At 38.8% G+C, this 17,789-nt stretch carries 20 protein-coding genes, 1 tRNA gene and 1 pseudogene; 14 read left to right on the top strand and 8 right to left on the bottom strand.

Features of this window, described 5'->3' with window-relative positions:
- Positions 1–99: 99 nt before the first annotated feature.
- The 3 genes and pseudogenes from AC1M83_RS02160 to AC1M83_RS02150 all read right to left on the bottom strand — a co-directional run.
- Positions 100–432 (bottom strand): annotated as a pseudogene (locus AC1M83_RS02160) (hypothetical protein); the annotation flags it as partial.
- A 116-nt stretch (positions 433–548) separates the two neighbouring features.
- Positions 549–800, bottom strand: a complete 252-nt coding sequence (locus AC1M83_RS02155; RefSeq protein ID WP_481589875.1) for a hypothetical protein — start codon at positions 798–800, stop codon at positions 549–551.
- A gap of 1 nt (position 801) precedes the next feature.
- Positions 802–1,209 (bottom strand): hypothetical protein, encoded by a 408-nt coding sequence (locus AC1M83_RS02150; protein ID WP_092766439.1) that lies wholly within the window; start codon positions 1,207–1,209, stop codon positions 802–804.
- Between the two features lie 11 nt (positions 1,210–1,220).
- Between AC1M83_RS02150 and AC1M83_RS02145 the strand changes: the two genes are divergently transcribed.
- The gene (locus tag AC1M83_RS02145; RefSeq protein WP_481589874.1) at positions 1,221–2,129 is read left to right on the top strand and encodes an IS5 family transposase; all 909 of its coding nucleotides are present in this window, start codon (positions 1,221–1,223) and stop codon (positions 2,127–2,129) included.
- 213 nt (positions 2,130–2,342) lie between these two features.
- On the opposite strand, the gene AC1M83_RS02140 is transcribed toward AC1M83_RS02145, so the two are convergent.
- Positions 2,343–2,419 (bottom strand) — tRNA-Ile (locus AC1M83_RS02140).
- A gap of 328 nt (positions 2,420–2,747) precedes the next feature.
- Here AC1M83_RS02140 and AC1M83_RS02135 point away from each other — a divergent pair.
- Both AC1M83_RS02135 and AC1M83_RS02130 read left to right on the top strand, forming a co-directional pair.
- Complete coding sequence (locus tag AC1M83_RS02135) at positions 2,748–3,314, top strand: 1-acyl-sn-glycerol-3-phosphate acyltransferase (protein ID WP_171076734.1); 567 nt, start codon at positions 2,748–2,750, stop codon at positions 3,312–3,314.
- A 107-nt stretch (positions 3,315–3,421) separates the two neighbouring features.
- The gene (locus AC1M83_RS02130; RefSeq protein WP_035264495.1) at positions 3,422–4,171 is read left to right on the top strand and encodes a YebC/PmpR family DNA-binding transcriptional regulator; all 750 of its coding nucleotides are present in this window, start codon (positions 3,422–3,424) and stop codon (positions 4,169–4,171) included.
- A gap of 82 nt (positions 4,172–4,253) precedes the next feature.
- On the opposite strand, the gene AC1M83_RS02125 is transcribed toward AC1M83_RS02130, so the two are convergent.
- Positions 4,254–4,724 carry an Lrp/AsnC family transcriptional regulator gene (locus AC1M83_RS02125; protein WP_035264497.1) on the bottom strand — a complete coding sequence of 157 codons (471 nt, stop codon included), beginning with the start codon at positions 4,722–4,724 and terminating at the stop codon, positions 4,254–4,256.
- 113 nt (positions 4,725–4,837) lie between these two features.
- Positions 4,838–5,602, bottom strand: a complete 765-nt coding sequence (locus tag AC1M83_RS02120) for a glutathione S-transferase family protein (RefSeq protein ID WP_481589873.1) — start codon at positions 5,600–5,602, stop codon at positions 4,838–4,840.
- A 373-nt stretch (positions 5,603–5,975) separates the two neighbouring features.
- On the opposite strand from AC1M83_RS02120, the gene AC1M83_RS02115 reads away from it, so the two are divergent.
- From AC1M83_RS02115 to ychF, 8 genes are all read left to right on the top strand, one after another.
- The gene (locus AC1M83_RS02115; RefSeq protein ID WP_481589872.1) at positions 5,976–7,178 is read left to right on the top strand and encodes an SfnB family sulfur acquisition oxidoreductase; all 1,203 of its coding nucleotides are present in this window, start codon (positions 5,976–5,978) and stop codon (positions 7,176–7,178) included.
- Positions 7,179–7,187: 9 nt separating this feature from the next.
- Positions 7,188–8,411 carry an SfnB family sulfur acquisition oxidoreductase gene (locus AC1M83_RS02110; RefSeq protein ID WP_481589871.1) on the top strand — a complete coding sequence of 408 codons (1,224 nt, stop codon included), beginning with the start codon at positions 7,188–7,190 and terminating at the stop codon, positions 8,409–8,411.
- A complete protein-coding gene (locus AC1M83_RS02105) occupies positions 8,411–9,841 on the top strand; it encodes an LLM class flavin-dependent oxidoreductase (RefSeq protein ID WP_481589870.1) in 1,431 nt (476 codons plus the stop codon). The genes AC1M83_RS02110 and AC1M83_RS02105 overlap by 1 nt, the downstream gene beginning before the upstream one ends.
- Before the next feature lie 25 nt (positions 9,842–9,866).
- On the top strand, positions 9,867–10,709 hold the full coding sequence (locus AC1M83_RS02100; RefSeq protein ID WP_481589869.1) for a MetQ/NlpA family ABC transporter substrate-binding protein: 843 nt from the start codon (positions 9,867–9,869) through the stop codon (positions 10,707–10,709).
- A 9-nt stretch (positions 10,710–10,718) separates the two neighbouring features.
- Positions 10,719–11,552, top strand: a complete 834-nt coding sequence (locus AC1M83_RS02095) for a MetQ/NlpA family ABC transporter substrate-binding protein (RefSeq protein ID WP_481589868.1) — start codon at positions 10,719–10,721, stop codon at positions 11,550–11,552.
- 11 nt (positions 11,553–11,563) lie between these two features.
- The gene (locus AC1M83_RS02090; RefSeq protein ID WP_481589867.1) at positions 11,564–12,634 is read left to right on the top strand and encodes a methionine ABC transporter ATP-binding protein; all 1,071 of its coding nucleotides are present in this window, start codon (positions 11,564–11,566) and stop codon (positions 12,632–12,634) included.
- Positions 12,615–13,274, top strand: a complete 660-nt coding sequence (locus AC1M83_RS02085; protein ID WP_481589866.1) for a methionine ABC transporter permease — start codon at positions 12,615–12,617, stop codon at positions 13,272–13,274. Before AC1M83_RS02090 ends, AC1M83_RS02085 begins: the two co-directional genes overlap by 20 nt.
- Before the next feature lie 123 nt (positions 13,275–13,397).
- Positions 13,398–14,489, top strand: coding sequence for a redox-regulated ATPase YchF (gene ychF, locus AC1M83_RS02080; RefSeq protein ID WP_035264512.1), 1,092 nt, complete (start codon positions 13,398–13,400; stop codon positions 14,487–14,489).
- A gap of 61 nt (positions 14,490–14,550) precedes the next feature.
- Here the strand turns inward: ychF and AC1M83_RS02075 are convergent, their stop codons facing one another.
- Positions 14,551–15,105, bottom strand: a complete 555-nt coding sequence (locus tag AC1M83_RS02075; protein WP_481589865.1) for an Mpo1 family 2-hydroxy fatty acid dioxygenase — start codon at positions 15,103–15,105, stop codon at positions 14,551–14,553.
- A gap of 99 nt (positions 15,106–15,204) precedes the next feature.
- On the opposite strand from AC1M83_RS02075, the gene AC1M83_RS02070 reads away from it, so the two are divergent.
- The gene (locus tag AC1M83_RS02070; RefSeq protein WP_481589864.1) at positions 15,205–15,897 is read left to right on the top strand and encodes a Crp/Fnr family transcriptional regulator; all 693 of its coding nucleotides are present in this window, start codon (positions 15,205–15,207) and stop codon (positions 15,895–15,897) included.
- 66 nt (positions 15,898–15,963) lie between these two features.
- On the opposite strand, the gene AC1M83_RS02065 is transcribed toward AC1M83_RS02070, so the two are convergent.
- Positions 15,964–16,446 carry a hypothetical protein gene (locus AC1M83_RS02065; RefSeq protein ID WP_035264529.1) on the bottom strand — a complete coding sequence of 161 codons (483 nt, stop codon included), beginning with the start codon at positions 16,444–16,446 and terminating at the stop codon, positions 15,964–15,966.
- Positions 16,447–16,571: 125 nt separating this feature from the next.
- Here AC1M83_RS02065 and AC1M83_RS02060 point away from each other — a divergent pair, with 125 nt between their 5' ends.
- Together AC1M83_RS02060 and ygaH are read left to right on the top strand one after the other, a co-directional pair.
- On the top strand, positions 16,572–17,300 hold the full coding sequence (locus AC1M83_RS02060; protein WP_481587034.1) for an AzlC family ABC transporter permease: 729 nt from the start codon (positions 16,572–16,574) through the stop codon (positions 17,298–17,300).
- Entirely contained in the window at positions 17,297–17,638 is a 342-nt protein-coding gene (gene ygaH / locus AC1M83_RS02055) for an L-valine transporter subunit YgaH (protein WP_179998205.1), read from the top strand. Before AC1M83_RS02060 ends, ygaH begins: the two co-directional genes overlap by 4 nt.
- Positions 17,639–17,789: the final 151 nt, after the last annotated feature.

Raw genomic sequence — 17,789 nt, 5'->3', positions numbered from 1 at the left:
GATTTTTTTAGACTGCAATCATTGTCTAAATCCAAATGAATAGAATTCATGCACTTATTCAAAGATTAACAGAATTTATTAAATTAGATGTAACCCATAACTTTGAGCAGCTGTCTTACTTTGTGTATGGCTTGTTTCTACACTCTTTTGTTCACCACACGTTAGACTCACCCCAACCTCTACCGATTGGTTCAAAGTAGCAGAGCCAGTAAGAACATCTTTTAATTTGCCTATGGACTGTACTGCTTTGTAGGTATCGAAGCCTGCATTGGCTGCTGCCATTGCATTAACACGATCATTTTTACTTTGACCCACTTGATTTGATGAATCTAAAACAGATTCAACTTGTTGCACGATTGGCACGTTTACAGCAAGCGTTAAGCCTTTCTGTTCCATCTCACGCTTATAATCATTGGTATTTTGCTCGAAAGCTTCTTTGAATCGATGTATTTCATCTGCAAATTATGCATTAATCTTGAAAATTCTTCGGTATAAATAATAAGCAAAAAAGTAGATCGATTTTTGATTAATGAAAGAGCTCTAGTTTTTTAAGTTAAATCAATTTCCATTTCTTTATGTAGCCCTTTGTCGCACTCTAAAATAAATGGATAAATTTTTTCGGGTTCAGAGTAAATATATTCTAAATAGCTTGCTGGTAACCAATAATATATTTCATAATCACTTTGCCTATTATGAATCGGAACTAGAAAAGATACATAATATTGTTTCATTCCTTCTTCAATCCCAACACTAAATTTTAATTCTTTTGATACATATATATCTCTAAAATTAAATTTCATTTTAATTTCCTATTTTTCTGACCTTTAACATGTCTTTCTTGACCTTTGTTGCATCAATAACAGCCTCTAAACTACCATTAGGTAATTTACCCTCAGGAATCCACTGACTATTTGCACCAGCCTCATTACCAGATGGTACTCTTAAACCTGCAGATCTTGGATTAGATATATCAATCCTTACTAAACTACCATTTTTAAGTTGACTTTGTGGTATGCCTAATGCATTAGCAATTTTTACAGGATCGTTTTCTGCTGCTCTTATAATTTCATCTGCTTCTCTTCTAGTCATAACAAATGAAGTTCCATCAACTTGTCCAATACCATATTTGTTAAATGATGTGTCAACCATGATTCTTGTTACCCCACGGCTTTGTTGCAGAAAGCTATTCTTAAGGGCTTCTTCAGCCATATAATTTTCAAATGAAGAAGCCTACACACAAAATCTACCGCACAACCAATTGGTCCGCATATAACCGAGCACTCATTAATCGCGGAAATATTGCCATTTGGTTTGATCCTACTACGCAATGGTATGCTCTATCAAAAGGCAAACAAGGACGAAATCAAACCTACTCCGACGCAGCCATCCAATGCTGCTTAATGATTAAATCCTTATTTCGTCTGTCTTTACGTATGGTCACTGGCTTTGTGCAAAGTCTGATTAAACTTTGCGGATTAAATTGGACAGCGCCAGATTACAGTACGCTTTGTAGAAGACAAAAGTATATTGATATTGCAATCAGCTACCAAAAAAGTAGCTATGGGCTGCATCTACTCATGGACTCTACAGGCTTGAAGTTTCTAGGTGAGGGCGAATGGAAACGCAAGAAACATGGACTTAGATATCGTCGCCAATGGCGTAAGCTACATATTGCTATAGATGCTGAAACTCTTCAAATACGTACTATTCAGCTCACAACCAATAATATCAGTGATTCACAGGTACTAGGTGATTTACTTGATCAGATTCCACAAGATGAGCAGATTGACTCTGTTTATACCGATGGAGCTTATGACACCAAGCAATGCCCTCAGACCATTGCAGATCGGCAAGCGCATGTGGTGATTCCACCTAGAAAAAATGCGAAACCATGGAAAGATAAAAAGAGAAGCTCACTAGAGCGAAATGAATTACTTCAAACAGTTAAACGTTTAGGTAGGACACTATGGAAAAAATGGTCAGGCTATCATCGCCGAAGTTTGGTTGAGACTAAAATGCACTGCATCAAATTATTAGGAGATAAACTCAGTGCAAGGAGCTTTGATAGCCAAGTCAATGAGGTTCATGCACGTGTAGCAGTCCTCAACAGATTTACGGAATTAGGTTGACCACTTACCCAAGTTACGCCTTAAATTTAGCTCAATTAGGGGCACTTTGCCTTTCAAATCTTTGTGCAACAAAGCCATTTAGGATACAAACAAGGATACACAGAGCGTGTTCCCATATGAAGTTATATGACGTTAAACAAAGCAATAAAAAACCCTTAACTCTTTTAGAATTAAGGGTTTGGATCTTATATAAAGCTATATAAGTATAAAATTTGGTGGGCCCAGACAGACTTGAACTGTCGACCAACGGATTATGAGTCCGCTGCTCTAACCAACTGAGCTATAGGCCCTATGAATACTGATTTCTCAAGTATTTTCGAATCAGAATACTAGCCAATATCAAATTCAAAAACAAGGTTTTTCATTTTTTTATCTTCAGCTTGACCAAAATTTATTCATCGCAGTTTACAAATCACGTACGATCTTGATCATCTATAGAATTTCAGTCACAAATATGTGAAAAATTATGAATTTTCGGTAAGCGTAGAGGATGTAAAGTTTGCAGAGAAAATCTAAATTTAGTAGTCCATTTTTCTATAATTTATCACTAAAGGGATTGAATTTTTTAAAATGAAGTAAGAAACTCTGCCATATAAAATTCAAATATCTCTGTGAATCATGAAAAAACACATTGCCGAAATGGCATTTAAACTTGCTGGTGTCAAATATCATGTTGAACCGAATGTGCTTGGTGATAAACAAGTCATTATCGGTTTTGAACATACCACGATGATGGATGCTGTACTCTCAATCGCACTGTTTCAAATCCATGATATCCCGATTCACACACTAATTAAAAAAGAACTATTCAAAGGACCTTTTAAGCCAATTTTAGAAGGGGTTGGCGGTATTCCAGTTGACCGTCACTCAAATAAAGATATCGTGGCTCAAATGGTTGAACTCTTCAACTCCAATGACAAATTTAATCTCGTGATTGCGCCTGAAGCGACTCGTGCGAAAAATGGTGAACAACGTAAACCGATCCGCACCGGTTTTTGGCATATCGCAAAAGCCGCAAACGTTCCTATCGTTTTCTTGTTTGTAAACCAAAAAACCAAACAAGGCGGAATTTTTGGCAAAATCATGCCATCAGAGTTGGATCATGATTTGAAGTTGATTCAGGAACTTTATAAGGAACATACAGGTTTAGACATTATTATTCCTGAACCTAAGAATAAAGCCTGATCTTGAACAATTGCTAAAATAAGGGTCTTTATTAAAAAAAAGCCCTTATGGTAGAATTTCGCAGATTTGATTAGGCATAAGGCCAATCTACAAGGAGCATATTTCGCATGGCGGGTCATTCCAAGTGGGCCAATATTAAGCATCGTAAAGCTAAACAAGATGCTAGTCGTGGTAAAGTTTTCACAAAATATATTCGTGAAATTGTTACAGCTGCAAAACTCGGTGGTCCAGATGCAGCAAGCAACCCACGTCTTCGTGCAGTTGTTGAAAAAGCATTGTCCGTTAACATGACTCGTGATGTCATCAACCGTGCCATTCAGCGTGGTGCTGGTGGTGAAGACAATGATGATTTAAAAGAAGTCACATACGAAGGTTATGGTGTTGGTGGTGTAGCCGTTATTGTTGAGACAATGACTGATAACTTAAACCGTACAGTACCAGATGTTCGTCACTGCTTCTCTAAAACAGATGGTAACTTAGGTACTAACGGCTCTGTTGCTTTCCTTTTCACTAAACGTGGTGAAATTACTTTTGAAGATGTTTCTTTAGAAGACCAAATTATGGACGTTGCGTTGGAAGCTGGTGCAGAAGACATTGAAGTGACAGAAGATGAAATTCTTGTGATCACCACACCAGAGTCTTTTGGTACAGTGCAAGATGCTTTAGCGGCTGCAGGTTTAAAATCTGACAATGCAGAAGTGGTGATGAACCCTTCAACTAAAGCAGAAATCACAGATATCGATCAAGCGAAAAAAATCATGAAAATGATTGATATGCTTGAAGATTTAGATGATGTTCAAAACGTATATACCAACGTTGAATTCTCTGAAGAAGTTTTAGCACAATTGGATGCTTAATCTATATTCAGAATTAGAAAAACGCACCTTCAGGTGCGTTTTTTTATAACTGATGGTCGTCTTTATTTTGTAATTGCTTGAATTATGCTTTACTCAATAAACCATGACAGTTAAATACATCATATTCTTTAATGACAAAGCTTGAATGCAATGCCACAACATGATCAATTTTACCAATGCGCTGTAACAAAATCTGGCTATAATTTTCCATATCACGAGCAACAACTTCTATAATAAAATCAGCAGATTGCCCTGTGACTAAAAAAGCATTGATCACTTCAGGAATACTTTTAAGTTCATCTAAAAATTTTGCAAAAGTATCTGAGTCATGCTTACTCAATGATACTTGTAACAACACATGTAAATTAAACCCCAATTTTTGATAGTTAATATCACGCTTTAAATTCGTCATGATATTGGTTTCAATGAGATGTTTAATACGACGGTGCACTGAACTTACAGACAGGTTAATACGCTCCGAAAGCTCGTTCAGATTCAAATCTTCATGCGTAAGAATTTCTAAAATTTGTTTATCGTAACGATCTAATTCCATCTTCTTCTCAATATTTTCATGGCATAAAATGATTATGCGTTATTTTTTCAAAAATATCGATTCAAATGAAAATAAATTAACTAATCAGACAATATAACAGAAAATATGCTCTGTTATATCCCGCGCCAATCTACCCGCGCATTTCGTTCATTGGCATAAATACGTTTGACATATTGCCCTATCGGTAAATCAAGCAATTGATTTTGATAGTCCTCAAATTCAGATGAAACTGGCTGATGATATTCTCTTTCCCAAGGTGTACCAGAGATCTCAAGTAGTGGAGCAAGCATTGAACAAACGGCGATATCTGCCAAACCCAAACGATCTCCCACCATATATCGAGCTTGATTCTGAATCAATTGATCGTTTAACTGCAAAATAATTTCATGCATATTTTCTTTAGCAAGCGCAACTTGTTCATCATCAAGTTGGTAGCTAGTTGAAACTAAAGTTTTAATAAGTGGCTTACTGATCTTTTGAAATTTTCTCAGATATCCTTTTTCACCGATCATGATTTCTAGCGGCTCATCGCTTTCAGATAAAGCTTGAGCAAGCCCCCAGCGCCTCACTGATACACCCAACTGATTACTCAGGTCATTAATTTCAAGTGCTTTTTTTCTTAACTTTAAATCTGATCTGAGCAATGAATGTTCTGGATAAACATCATCCAAATACAGGGCAATTTGGGTTGAATCTGCAATCCACTTTTCTTTATCACGTAATATCGGCAGAGAGTTTTGACCTGTTTTTAATTTTGCGAATGCACGATGTACGCCCGGAATCATATTTTGAGCAACATAATCCAATTCCTTATGATCAAGTAACCAGCGAGCTTTTTCACAAAAGTGAGATAAAGGAAACTGGTAAAGGATGCGCATAAAATCTCCGAAGTCTTGATCAATCATAGGATTTATTGTTTTGCTTACTTTATGCAACCCTATGCCAAAACACAATGTGATAATGCATCAATTGCAACTTAAATTGTTATTTTTGGAAATATGAATCCGTTAAATTATAAATGTTTAGCAAATCTTTATCTTTTTTATTGCAAAGTCTAAATGAATCCATCGTGTTTAGAGCACTATGATTTATTAAAATTCATTATCAATCAATAATTTAAGTTTTCTAATATTTTTCAATCGATATCTATATTTGTCTTAAGCATTTTTTTTGAATAGTTCCACAAAAACCAGCATTTAAAAAAAATATTCTATGGGCGTAGCGTATATCTCCTCAAAGAGGAATTGATCTATGTCTCGTTTAATTACTGAAAATGTTCATGTTATTGAAAATGATCAAGACGCCATTCATGCAGCCTATCATGTTGCTGATTATGCGCTCGAAGGTCGCAATCACCGTGACCAACAACGAGCTTTACCATTTGCAGAAATTGAACTATTCAGCCAAAAAGGTTTAGGAGGCTTGCGCATCCCCCACGTCTATGGCGGTGCTGAAGTCTCTCATCGTACCCTCGCCCAAGTATTTCGTATTCTAAATAAAGCGGATTCAAGTTTAGGGCAAATTCCACAAAATCAAATTGCATTGCTCAATATGATCAATATCATGGGAAGCGATGAACAAAAGCAATTTATTTTCAACGAAATTTTAAAAGGTAAGCGTCTTGCCAATGGGGGGCCAGAACGACATACCAAAGATACCAAGACTTTAGACACACGCCTTGTTTTGGAGGATGGGAAATATCGAGTTTCAGGAAAAAAATTCTATTCTACAGGCAGTTCATTTGCACATTGGTTAGCCATCAAAGCAATACACCCTGAAGGTCACGTGGTTTTAGTTTTAGTGAACCGTGAATCCACTGGTGTCGAAGTGATCAATGACTGGGATGGATTTGGTCAACGTACCACTTCAAGTGGCACAGTGATTTTAGAGCATGTTCAAGTTGATCCATTACTGATTTTTGATGAAAGAAAATTATTGGACGTCCCTAATTTTAGAGGCGCGTTTTCACAGCTGATGCAAGTTGCAATCGATGTCGGTATTGCTGAAGCAGCGTTTGAGGACATGTTGTTTGCGATCCGTAAAGCACGCCCAATTGTGGATGCACAAGTTGAACGTGCCAGTGATGAGCATTTCACCTTACAAGAAGCTGGCAAAGCTAATGTTTTGTTAGATGCCGCCATTCTTTTGCTTGATGAAGCAGCTGATTATTTAGATTCACTCAGTGTGGTTGAACAACTCTCTGATGAACAGATTGCTGAAGCTTCGATCAAAGTTGCTGAAGCTAAAGTCTATGCCAATGATGCTGCACTACATATCTCAGAGAAGTTGATTGAGCTCGGAGGAAGTCGTGCCAGCCTCAATGTTCATAATTTTGATCAACACTGGCGAAATGCACGTGTACATACCCTTCATGATCCCATTCGCTGGAAACTTCATGCGCTGGGTTCGTATTACTTAAACCATACTTTTCCTGCACGTCATGCCTGGATTTAAGGAGTCATCATGTCATCTTTACAAGCTTTAGAGATCCAAGAATCAGGCAGTTATAGACCAGCGCATATTATTCGCTCTGATGAAGAAGCATTAAAAGTCGCACGCGAACTTTCAGAAAATTTTAAGCACCGTGCATCTGAGCGAGATTTAAATCGTGAACTTCCTCATGAAGAAATCGAAGCCTACAGTCAATCTGGCTTATGGGCCATTACAGTACCTCAACAATATGGCGGTGCCGATGTTTCTATTCATACACTGACAAAAATCATCGCATTAATGAGTGGTGTTGATGGCTCTATCGGCCAAATTCCACAAAATCATTTCTATGCACTTGAAATTTTGAGGAATACTGGGTCTGAGGCTCAAAAAAAACGTTTATTTACTGAAGTTTTACAAGGTGCTCGCTTTGGAAATGCCTTGGCTGAGTTTAAAACTAAAAATGCAGCACAACGCCATACCTCTTTAAGACAAGTCGAAAATGGTTATGTCCTCAATGGAGAAAAATTTTATTGCACTGGCAGTCTATTCGCTCACCGTATTCAAACCCTTGCTAGTGATGAACAAGAGCGCCAGTTTCTAGTCTTTGTTCCATATGATAGCGAAGGCTTAAGCCTATTAGATGACTGGAGTGGATTTGGTCAACGTACCACAGGCAGTGGGACTGTTAAATTTGAAAATGTACAGATTGACCCAGAGGATATAGTCCCTTTTGATTTGGCTTATTCAACTGCCACCATTTCAGGTCCATTTGCACAAATTATTCATGCCTCAATTGAAACAGGCATTGCTCGAGCTGCTTTTGAAGAAACATTAATACGCGTTCGTCAAGCACGCCCTTGGATAGATGCAAAAGTTGAATATGCCACTCAAGACCCTTTGACACTGTACGAAATTGGTCGAATTGCAACAGACGTCAAGGCCACTGAATTACTACTTAAACAAGCAGCGCAAGCGGTTCAAGACGCCAAAGTCGCCCTTTCAGAACACTCAGTTGCACATGCTTCTATTCAAGTGGCTAAAGCACGTGCACACAGTACCGAAACTGCACTAAAAGTCTCGTCAAAACTGATTGAACTGGCTGGTAGCCGTGGAAGTCAACGAAAAGATAATCTTGATCGATACTGGAGAAATGCACGCGTTCATACCTTGCATGATCCAGCGCGTTGGAAATATTTTTTTATTGCCAATTATGTTTTAAACGGCGTATTCCCTCCAAGACGAGGTACGCTGTAATGACAAAAATTCAATCGAATCCTCAAAAACAGATCCTGTTCAATGCATTTGATATGAATTGTGTGGGTCATATCAATCATGGACTTTGGACACATCCACGTGATCAATCATACCGCTTTAATGAATTAAGTTATTGGACAGAACTCGCTCAAACTTTAGAGAAAGGTCTTTTCGATGGATTATTCATTGCTGATATTACTGGCGTTTACGATGTCTATCAAAATAGCTTTGATCTTACCTTAAAAGAATCGATTCAACTGCCGAGCCATGATCCAAGCACACTAGTGTCTGCAATGGCAGCCGTCACACAGCATTTGGGTTTCGGTATTACAGTGAACTTAAGTTATGAATCTCCTTATCAATTTGCTCGTCGCTTCGCGAGTCTGGATCACCTGACCCAAGGACGTTTGGGATGGAATATCGTCACAGGCTATTTGGATAGTGCAGCACGTTTAGTCGGTCAGCAAGGACTGAAAGATCATGATTTACGTTATGAACAAGCTGAAGAGTTTTTAGAACTCTGCTACAAATTTTGGGAAGGCTCTTGGGAAAATGATGCTGTCATCCAAGATAAGCTAAATCGCATTTTTACCGATCCGAGTAAAGTGCATGCGATCCACCATCAAGGTCGGTTCTATAACAGTCACGGCGTCTTCCAAGTCTCGCCTTCAGTACAACGTACACCTGTGCTATATCAAGCGGGAGCATCACCTAAAGGACTACAGTTTGCCACTCGGCATGCAGAAGCCATGTTTATTGGTGGAGATACCGCTGAAAAAATTGCGTCGCAAACACAAAAGATTCGCCAATTAGCCCATTCACAAGGTCGTGATGGTACAGCAATTAAATTATTTGCAGGCATCACTGTCGTCACTGCTGAAACAGATCAACAAGCGCAAGAAAAACTACAGGACTATATTCAATATGCAAGTCCTGAAGCTGGCATTGCGCATTTCTCAAGCTCAATCGGAACAGACTTAGGTCATCTAAAAGATGAGGATGCTATTCCATATAAAAAAACCAATAGCATCGTTTCTGTAAATGAGCACTTTAAGGAAAACAAAGTCACTTTGGCAGATTTAAAAGCTCAGCATGTACTCGGTGGACGTTATCCCTTATTTGTTGGCAGTGGAGCAACAGTTGCTCAACAGCTAATCGAATTCATTGATATTTCTGGATTAGATGGTTTTAACCTTGCCCGTACAGTCGCTCCAGAGTCACATCAAGATTTTATTCGTTATGTTATTCCTGAACTGCAACAACGTGGTCGCTATAAGACCGCCTATGCTGAGGGTAGCTTAAGGCACAAGCTATTCAATGCGGGAGATCATTTACCACATTCACATCCTGCACATCATTTCCGATGTCCAAGCTCAAAACAAGATATACAACAATCAAATTTAAATCCTGTACACCAACATTCAGCTTAAGTTTTTAATCTTTAGGGGTCTTTCTATGGCACAAGCTCAGTCTTCTCGACTTAAATGGATCGGCGTTGCAATCGGCATTATTGTGATTGCAGCGTTTGCATGGTCCTTTTTGAAAAAAAATGATCAACAAGAAATTGTCATTGGTATTAGCCCACCTTTTGCAAAACCACTTCAAGCCGCAATTGAAGAAGCAAAGGCTCAAGGCATTCATGTACGTTTGGTAGAATTTTCAGATTGGAATACACCCAACATCACCCTAAATCACGGGGATATTGATGCAAATTATTTTCAGCATCAACCTTTCTTGAATAATGCGTTAAAAGAAACCAACTTTAAGCTCAAACCCTTGGGCATCGGCTCAGGCACACATGTCGGTTTATATTCAAAAAAATATAAAGCGATGAGTGAAGTTGAAAATGGCGCTCGAGTTGTACTCCCAAATGATCCTGTGAATCAGGGTCGCGCCCTACTCCTCTTACAACACGCTGGATTAATACAACTTAAGGATTCCAACAACCACTTATCCAACTTAAAAGACATTCAAACCAATCCGAAAAAATTGAACTTTATTGAAGTCGAAGGTCCGCAAACTGCGCGTGCCGTAGATGATGCAGACCTCGTATTTAGCTATCCAATGTACCTACGCTTAGCACAAACGATTGATCCAAATGATGCCTTAATTTTGGATGAAATTAATAACACGCTTTATGCCATCTTATTTGTTGTTCGCGATGACTTTGAACAAACTCAGCCTGAAAAAGCAGCTCAACTGAAAAAATTTATCCAAATCTATCAAAGCTCAGACAAAGTTAAACAAGCATTGAATGAAGATATTGGTGAAAAACTATGGTTCAAAGGCTGGAAATAAGGAGCGTTCATGTCTACTTCAACACAATCATCTAAATTCATCCAAATTGCAGTCGTCATCGTCGCAGTACTGGCGGCCTTAGTGGGATATCGTTATGTCAGTCAAAACTCAAATGATAAAGTGATTAAAATCGGTATTAGCCCACCCTATGCTGAATTACTGCAAAGTGTCGCTGAGGATGTAAAAGCACAAGGAATCCATCTCGAATTGATTGAGTTTTCAGACTGGCAAGCACCCAATGTCGCTGTACAAAATGGTGATATTGACGCTAATTTCTTTCAACAAAGTGTTTTTCTAGCGAATGCAGTGCGTGAAACAGGCTATGACCTTGTGCCTTTTGCGAAAGGTTCAGGAAGTCATGTCGGACTTTATTCAAAAAAATATCAATCCCTACAAGAAATACCTGATCAAGCAAAAGTAGTCGTACCAAATGATCCAGTTAACATGGCACGTGGTTTAAATTTGCTGGCTCGTGCAGGCTTAATTCAAGTTAAAGATATTAATAATGAACTCACCAGCACCCGAGACATTATCAGTAATCCTAAAAGACTCAAGATTATTCAAGTTGAAGGCCCGCAAACCGCGCATGCTTACAATGAAGCTGACTTAATTATGGGTTTTCCTCATTATTTGAAAATGGCAAAAGTTGCTGATCCTACGTCTGCACTGTTATTAGATCCGATCAATAAAAAATTTGCGATTTTGTTTGTAACGCGTCGGGATTATCAAGATCAGGATGAAAAATTAAAAACTGTGGTTGATACCTTCCAAAACTCTGCAAAAGTCCGTCAGATTCTAGACAAAGACTTTGGACAAGGTTTGTGGTTTGAAGGCTGGAAATAAGGAGAATGATCATGGTGAGTTTTGGTTCACACATTGAATTTGCAGTACCCCACATTACGATTCGTCATTTAAATAAGTATTACGATGTACAAGGAAAACAAGTTCACGCACTCAAGAATATTAATTTGGATATTCCCGAAGGAAAAATTTTCGGCATTATCGGCAAAAGCGGTGCGGGCAAATCTTCATTGATTCGCACCTTAAATGGGTTAGAAACTATTTCTGATGGTAGTATTCATATACATCAACATGATCTAGGGCAGCTTAATCACAATGAGTTAATCGCCCTACGCCAGCGTATTGGCATGATTTTTCAACATTTTAATTTACTATCTGCCAAAACAGTTTGGGAAAATGTCGCGCTTCCATTGAAAATCGCAAAAGTGCCTGCTGCTGAGATTCAAACTCGTGTGGATGAGGTTTTAAATCTAGTCGGTTTAGCTGAAAAGCATCATCACTATCCATCACAATTATCGGGTGGGCAAAAACAACGAGTTGGGATTGCCCGCGCATTGGTCAGTAAACCTGAAATACTATTGTGCGATGAGGCAACATCGGCACTTGATCCAGAAAGCACATCTGTTGTTCTATCTTTATTGAAAGAAATTAATCAAAAATTAGGACTCACCATCGTTCTCATTACACATGAAATGCAGGTGATTCGTGAAATTTGTGATCAAGTGGTGGTTATTGATCAAGGTGAAATCGTTGAATCAGGGCAAGTTTGGTCAGTCTTCTCTCGTCCCCAGCAAAAAATCACACAAGAACTCCTCAATTTGGAACAGCTTGATTTTCCATTCCAGTTACATCAAGAGCGAGCAGCACATTTAACGCATACTATTTTGAAAATCAGCTATGCAACTGATTTGAAAAATCCTCCCAACTTAAATGATGTACTTTCTAAAATTGCACTGCCTGTGCATTTATATCAAAGCCATGTAGACACCATTCAACATCATTTGGTTGGCTCACTCATCGTAGGTATTCCTCAATTAGATGTTGATGTGCATTCACTCCATCAGCAATTCCACCATAAAACATCACAAATCGAGGTGCTTGGCTATGCACAACCAGCTCATTGATCTTTTAATTACGGGTCCCATTGATACTTTGTTAATGGTCGGTATTTCTGCATTTTTAGCGCTTCTTATTGGATTGCCTATGGCTGTAATCCTCGTCAATACCTCAGAAAATGGGATTTATCCATCAAAAAAAATCAATCATGCCTTGGGTTGGGTGGTAAATATTACGCGCTCTATTCCCTTCTTAATTTTAATGGTGGCACTCATTCCCTTCACTCGACTGATTGTAGGGACCAGTTATGGGGTATGGGCTGCGGTTGTACCTTTAACTATAGCGGCTACACCTTTTTTCGCACGTATTGCGGAAGTCAGTCTACGAGAAGTTGATCATGGACTCATAGAAGCTGCACAAGCCATGGGCTGTAATCGCAAACAAATTATTTGGCATGTGCTTTTACCAGAAGCACTGCCTGGTATTGTTGCAGGTTTTACTGTCACGCTTGTAACCATGATCAATTCCTCTGCGATTGCGGGTGCTATTGGTGCGGGTGGTTTAGGTGACATCGCCTACCGATATGGCTACCAACGCTTCGATATGCAAATTATGTTGGCGGTGATCATCGTATTAGTCGTATTGGTCATGCTGATTCAAGCTTTGGGTGATCAATTGGCACATAGTTTGGACAAACGTAAAATCTAATTCACACTATTCAATTGAGTCTCATCTGTCTTTTCGAGAAACATCCAAGCCATGACCTGACTTTGTCATGGCTTTGATGTAAAATCACCGACAATTTTTAAATAACACTGTGTGAGTCTTTTCATGGGTTTTAATTGCGGTATTGTCGGCTTGCCGAACGTTGGTAAATCTACACTTTTCAATGCATTGACGAAAGCTGCTATTGCTGCAGAAAACTTCCCATTCTGTACCATTGAACCAAACACCGGCATCGTTCCTGTTCCAGATCCACGTTTAGATAAATTAACTGCTATTGTTAAACCTCAACGTGTTATTCCAACCACAATGGAATTTGTAGACATCGCAGGTTTAGTTGCTGGTGCTTCTAAAGGTGAAGGTTTAGGGAACCAATTCTTAGCCAACATTCGTGAAACTGATGCAATTGCACACGTAGTACGTTGTTTTGAAGACGAAAATGTTATTCACGTGAACGGCAAAATTGACCCACTTGATGACATTGCAACTATTAACACTGAGCTTGCTTTAGCAGATTTAGAAACAGTATCAAAAGCGGTTACACGTTTAGCAAAGTCTGCGAAAGGTGGTGATAAAGAAGCTGTTGCAACAAAAGCTGTACTAGAAAAAATTCAGCCATTACTTGATGAAGGTCGCCCTGCTCGCGCAGCTGATCTTGATGACGACGAGCGCAAATTAGTTCGTGGCTTTGGTTTATTAACCCTTAAACCAACAATGTATATTGCTAACGTTGCTGAAGATGGTTTTGAAAACAATCCGCACCTTGATGCTGTAAAAAAATTAGCGGCAGAAGAGAATGCTATTGTAGTTCCGCTTTGCAACCAAATCGAAGCTGAAATCTCTTTGCTTGAAGATGATGAGCGTGCTGAATTTTTAGAAGCGATGGGCATGGAAGAACCAGGTCTTAACGTGGTTATTCGTGCAGGTTATGGCTTACTTGGCCTACAAACTTATTTCACTGCAGGCGTTCAAGAAGTTCGTGCTTGGACTGTAAAAATCGGTGCGACCGCTCCTCAAGCTGCTGGTGTGATTCACACTGATTTTGAGAAAGGCTTTATTCGTGCAGAATGCATTGCCTATGACGATTTTGTTCAATACAACGGCGAAGCTGGCGCTAAAGAAGCTGGAAAATGGCGTCTTGAAGGTAAAACTTATGTCGTTCAAGATGGTGATGTTTTACATTTCCGTTTCAACGTTTAAGTCATTAAAAAAACAGCCGAAAGGCTGTTTTTTTTTGCAAAGATTATTTAAAAGATTGAGATCATGGATTTTGAGTTGAAGTACTCGAGTGATTTACGTGTTTATGGTCCATGTCATAGCGTAATTGTTTAGCTCGAACCAATACTTTCTCTTCCAGTTTCTTACGTAAACCAACAAGAAATATAAATTCTGCTACGACAAATAAAGGACCTATCGCGAGTCCAACAAGATCATCTACAAAAGCTGGTTTTTTCTTTTCATAATAGTGCCCAATAAATTGAATAATCCATCCCGCAATAAAAAATCCAGCACTTACCAATACCCAAGAGGATGTCGCTAAAGCTGCTACTTGTGTGGCTGGCTGATAAATTAAAGCAAATAGCACTGCCATTACTACCCCCAAAATGAGATCCAAACTCAAGTAATAAATCACCGATGCGACGATCAATAACATTGCAAGATCAATGGGATATCCTGCAACTGTAAATTGCGCTTTGGCTGCAAAACACAAGATCGAAAATACAATCAAGGGAATTCCAATAAAATGTGAAAATACGTTTTTACGATCTAGGTGATAAGCTGCATATTGTCCAAGCAAGCTCTCTAAACGAGTCATGTTATCATTCCTTTTTCTGACTATTTCCTTCACTATATATAAATGTAAACCAATAAGTTGTCGACTAGACGACAAATAAACAGCATAAAAGGGATAATTTTGCTTTCAAATCAATACGTTTATCTTTTAAAAAATAATTGGTGGTTTAGCCAGTTTGATCATGAATTACAACAGCTGATGCTCGAACATGCACAGCTCATTGAATATGGCAAAGAACAACTGATATTTTCTAAAGCTGATCAATTTGATGGCATTTATGCCGTAATTGATGGTGCTGTTCGTTTAGCACATATTGACGTAGAAGGTCGTGAGGCGGTGACAGTTATCGCAGATCCCATTATGTGGTTTGGTGAAATTTCGTTGATTGATCAACAGCCACGCTCTCATCATGCGATTACCAGTAAAAAATCCAAAATCCTCAAAATAAGTCGTGTCGGACTTGATCTAATTTTAGAACAATATCCAAAATTTTGGTTTTATCTGGCTCAATTGGTCAGTCATAAACTCCGTTATGCTTTCATGGAGTTGGTCGCTATTCAAACACAACCCCTTATTCAACGCTTAGCCCAGAGATTAATCTTTATCTTAAATGGATACGGTAATCTCAAAGAAATTAAAAAAAACACCATCAACCTATCTCAAGAACAATTGGCACAAATGTTGGTCTGCTCAAGACAGACCATTAATCAAGAACTACAACATTTAGAAAAAATTGGCGCAATTAAAATTGCATTTAAAAAAATTGAGGTGATTAATCTCAATCAACTTAAAGCTTTAGCCGATCAAACTTAACCGACTAAAGATGATATGCTTCAGTAAAATCTGGATTAATCATTGTATTGGGGTGGCTAGGGTCACTTAAAATAATTTTGTATACGCCTTGGTGTTTCCTAATTCTGGTTGCTCAATTGCAGTTTTGCACTGCGCTTTATCGCGTTCATAATTGGCTTGACGCTGTGCGAGCTGCCCCTCATTTTCCACGATTGCACGTGCCCAAGCATCTATGGTTGTTAGCGCTTTACGACAAAGCGCATATTTCCCTTCAGTCACTGAATCGGTCATTTTGACATTAATACGCCAATCCAACACCAATTGACGCACAGGCTCGCGTACTTGTGATGGTATAAGCGCTTTATTGGCTTGATACAGAATAGGATCAACCTGATTAATCAATTGCCAAGCATGATTTGCATATTCAGTTGCATCATTGGTCAACTTCGGTGCTTCTTTAATTTCAACCTTTTCATCGGCAGTTTCTGCCTGACCACCACAACCGGACAAAGTGAAGATGAGGAATGTAGTCAATGCAGCTAATTTAAAGGGAGATTGAATCGCAAACATGACATCGCTCTAATAAACTATTCGGCACTATGCTAGTAAATTCGGGTAGAATACTCAATCTCGTTTTATACCTTTTGTTCCAATCTCCAATTAGGTTTATCGTGACCCAATCAAGCTCCCCACACATGACACCGGCAAGTTTTTGGCAAGGTGCCAAAGATAGTCAAGCCATCATTTTCACCTATTTGCCTGTTTCATTCGCGTTTGGTGTATCTGCAACTCAATTTGGTTTTACAGCGTGGGAAGCATTATTTTTATCCTGTTCGATGTATGCCGGTGCCAGTCAATTTTTGGTGGTTGCCTTACTCGGCAGTGGCACTTCTATCTGGATGACAGCCTTAACAGTAATAGCGCTTGATATTCGACATTTGTTATATGGCCCTGCTTTACAAAACTTAATTCAAGATAAACTCAATCTGAAAAAAACTGCAATTTGGTCATGGGGCTTGACCGACGAAGTCTTTGCATCAGGCATGATTAAACTTTCGCAACGCCGTCAAGAATGGTCTGAATCTTGGATGTTAGGTCTGAGTCTGTTTAGCTGGTTGTCTTGGGCACTTGGATCTTTTCTCGGGGGCTTATTTGCAGATCAAGTCAGTCATCTCCCCCAATTTTTGCAAGCAGCGCTCGACTTTCTATTACCTGCACTTTTCTTGAGCTTTTTATTGGCTGCATTTGAGAAAAAACATACCTTTGTCGTGACCATCACCATTATTGTTTCTGCTATTGCGTGTTACTTTATCGATTTATCTGCAGCGATATTCATTGGCATAAGCTCTGGTATTTTGGCTGGTTTGTTTAAACATTATGTACTGAAGCAACATGATCCTTTGCACACAGGTGAACAATCATGAATCTAGAAATTATTTGTGTCGGTATTCTAGTCGGTATCGCGAATTTCGCCTCACGCTTTGGTCCTTTTTTTGTGATTCAAAAACTGCAACAAGGTCGCCAGAAACGCGGTGCACTTTGGCTCAAAATCGCCCTTGGATCAATCGGTATTGCTGCGATCAGTTCAATGCTCGTGGTCGCGACTTTACCACCGCTCTTAGAAACACCCAATAAGAGCGTTGCCATGTTAATTGGTTTTATTGTGCTCTCGGGTTTGTATTTCAAATTTAAACAGATTGTACCTGCAACACTCACGGCCGCACTCACATACGGTTTGGTGTATACCTATTTCCCACTTTAAACATTTCTTGCGTAATATTCATTCAGATTCTAAATTTATAAGCCTGATCCTCGGATAAGGCTTATGCATTTTTATCAATAAAAAAATTAAACGATATCAAAATAATTTCTTGCTTTTTCTTGTATTCATCGCGCTCAAGAGGTTTTAGTTC

The organism is Acinetobacter sp. 25-47-130, from assembly GCF_056779705.1.
The sequence above is the reverse complement of the archived record's forward strand: the minus strand, read 5'-3'. Positions and strand labels throughout refer to the sequence as shown.

Coding starts and splice junctions, on each gene's coding strand:
- AC1M83_RS02155 (WP_481589875.1), bottom strand. CDS start 800: ATGAAATTTAATTTTAGAGATATATATGTATCAAAAGAATTAAAATTT.
- AC1M83_RS02150 (WP_092766439.1), bottom strand. CDS start 1,209: ATGGCTGAAGAAGCCCTTAAGAATAGCTTTCTGCAACAAAGCCGTGGG.
- AC1M83_RS02145 (WP_481589874.1), top strand. CDS start 1,221: ATGAAGAAGCCTACACACAAAATCTACCGCACAACCAATTGGTCCGCA.
- AC1M83_RS02135 (WP_171076734.1), top strand. CDS start 2,748: ATGAAAAAACACATTGCCGAAATGGCATTTAAACTTGCTGGTGTCAAA.
- AC1M83_RS02130 (WP_035264495.1), top strand. CDS start 3,422: ATGGCGGGTCATTCCAAGTGGGCCAATATTAAGCATCGTAAAGCTAAA.
- AC1M83_RS02125 (WP_035264497.1), bottom strand. CDS start 4,724: ATGGAATTAGATCGTTACGATAAACAAATTTTAGAAATTCTTACGCAT.
- AC1M83_RS02120 (WP_481589873.1), bottom strand. CDS start 5,602: ATGCGCATCCTTTACCAGTTTCCTTTATCTCACTTTTGTGAAAAAGCT.
- AC1M83_RS02115 (WP_481589872.1), top strand. CDS start 5,976: ATGTCTCGTTTAATTACTGAAAATGTTCATGTTATTGAAAATGATCAA.
- AC1M83_RS02110 (WP_481589871.1), top strand. CDS start 7,188: ATGTCATCTTTACAAGCTTTAGAGATCCAAGAATCAGGCAGTTATAGA.
- AC1M83_RS02105 (WP_481589870.1), top strand. CDS start 8,411: ATGACAAAAATTCAATCGAATCCTCAAAAACAGATCCTGTTCAATGCA.
- AC1M83_RS02100 (WP_481589869.1), top strand. CDS start 9,867: ATGGCACAAGCTCAGTCTTCTCGACTTAAATGGATCGGCGTTGCAATC.
- AC1M83_RS02095 (WP_481589868.1), top strand. CDS start 10,719: ATGTCTACTTCAACACAATCATCTAAATTCATCCAAATTGCAGTCGTC.
- AC1M83_RS02090 (WP_481589867.1), top strand. CDS start 11,564: ATGGTGAGTTTTGGTTCACACATTGAATTTGCAGTACCCCACATTACG.
- AC1M83_RS02085 (WP_481589866.1), top strand. CDS start 12,615: ATGCACAACCAGCTCATTGATCTTTTAATTACGGGTCCCATTGATACT.
- ychF (WP_035264512.1), top strand. CDS start 13,398: ATGGGTTTTAATTGCGGTATTGTCGGCTTGCCGAACGTTGGTAAATCT.
- AC1M83_RS02075 (WP_481589865.1), bottom strand. CDS start 15,105: ATGACTCGTTTAGAGAGCTTGCTTGGACAATATGCAGCTTATCACCTA.
- AC1M83_RS02065 (WP_035264529.1), bottom strand. CDS start 16,446: ATGTTTGCGATTCAATCTCCCTTTAAATTAGCTGCATTGACTACATTC.
- AC1M83_RS02060 (WP_481587034.1), top strand. CDS start 16,572: ATGACACCGGCAAGTTTTTGGCAAGGTGCCAAAGATAGTCAAGCCATC.
- ygaH (WP_179998205.1), top strand. CDS start 17,297: ATGAATCTAGAAATTATTTGTGTCGGTATTCTAGTCGGTATCGCGAAT.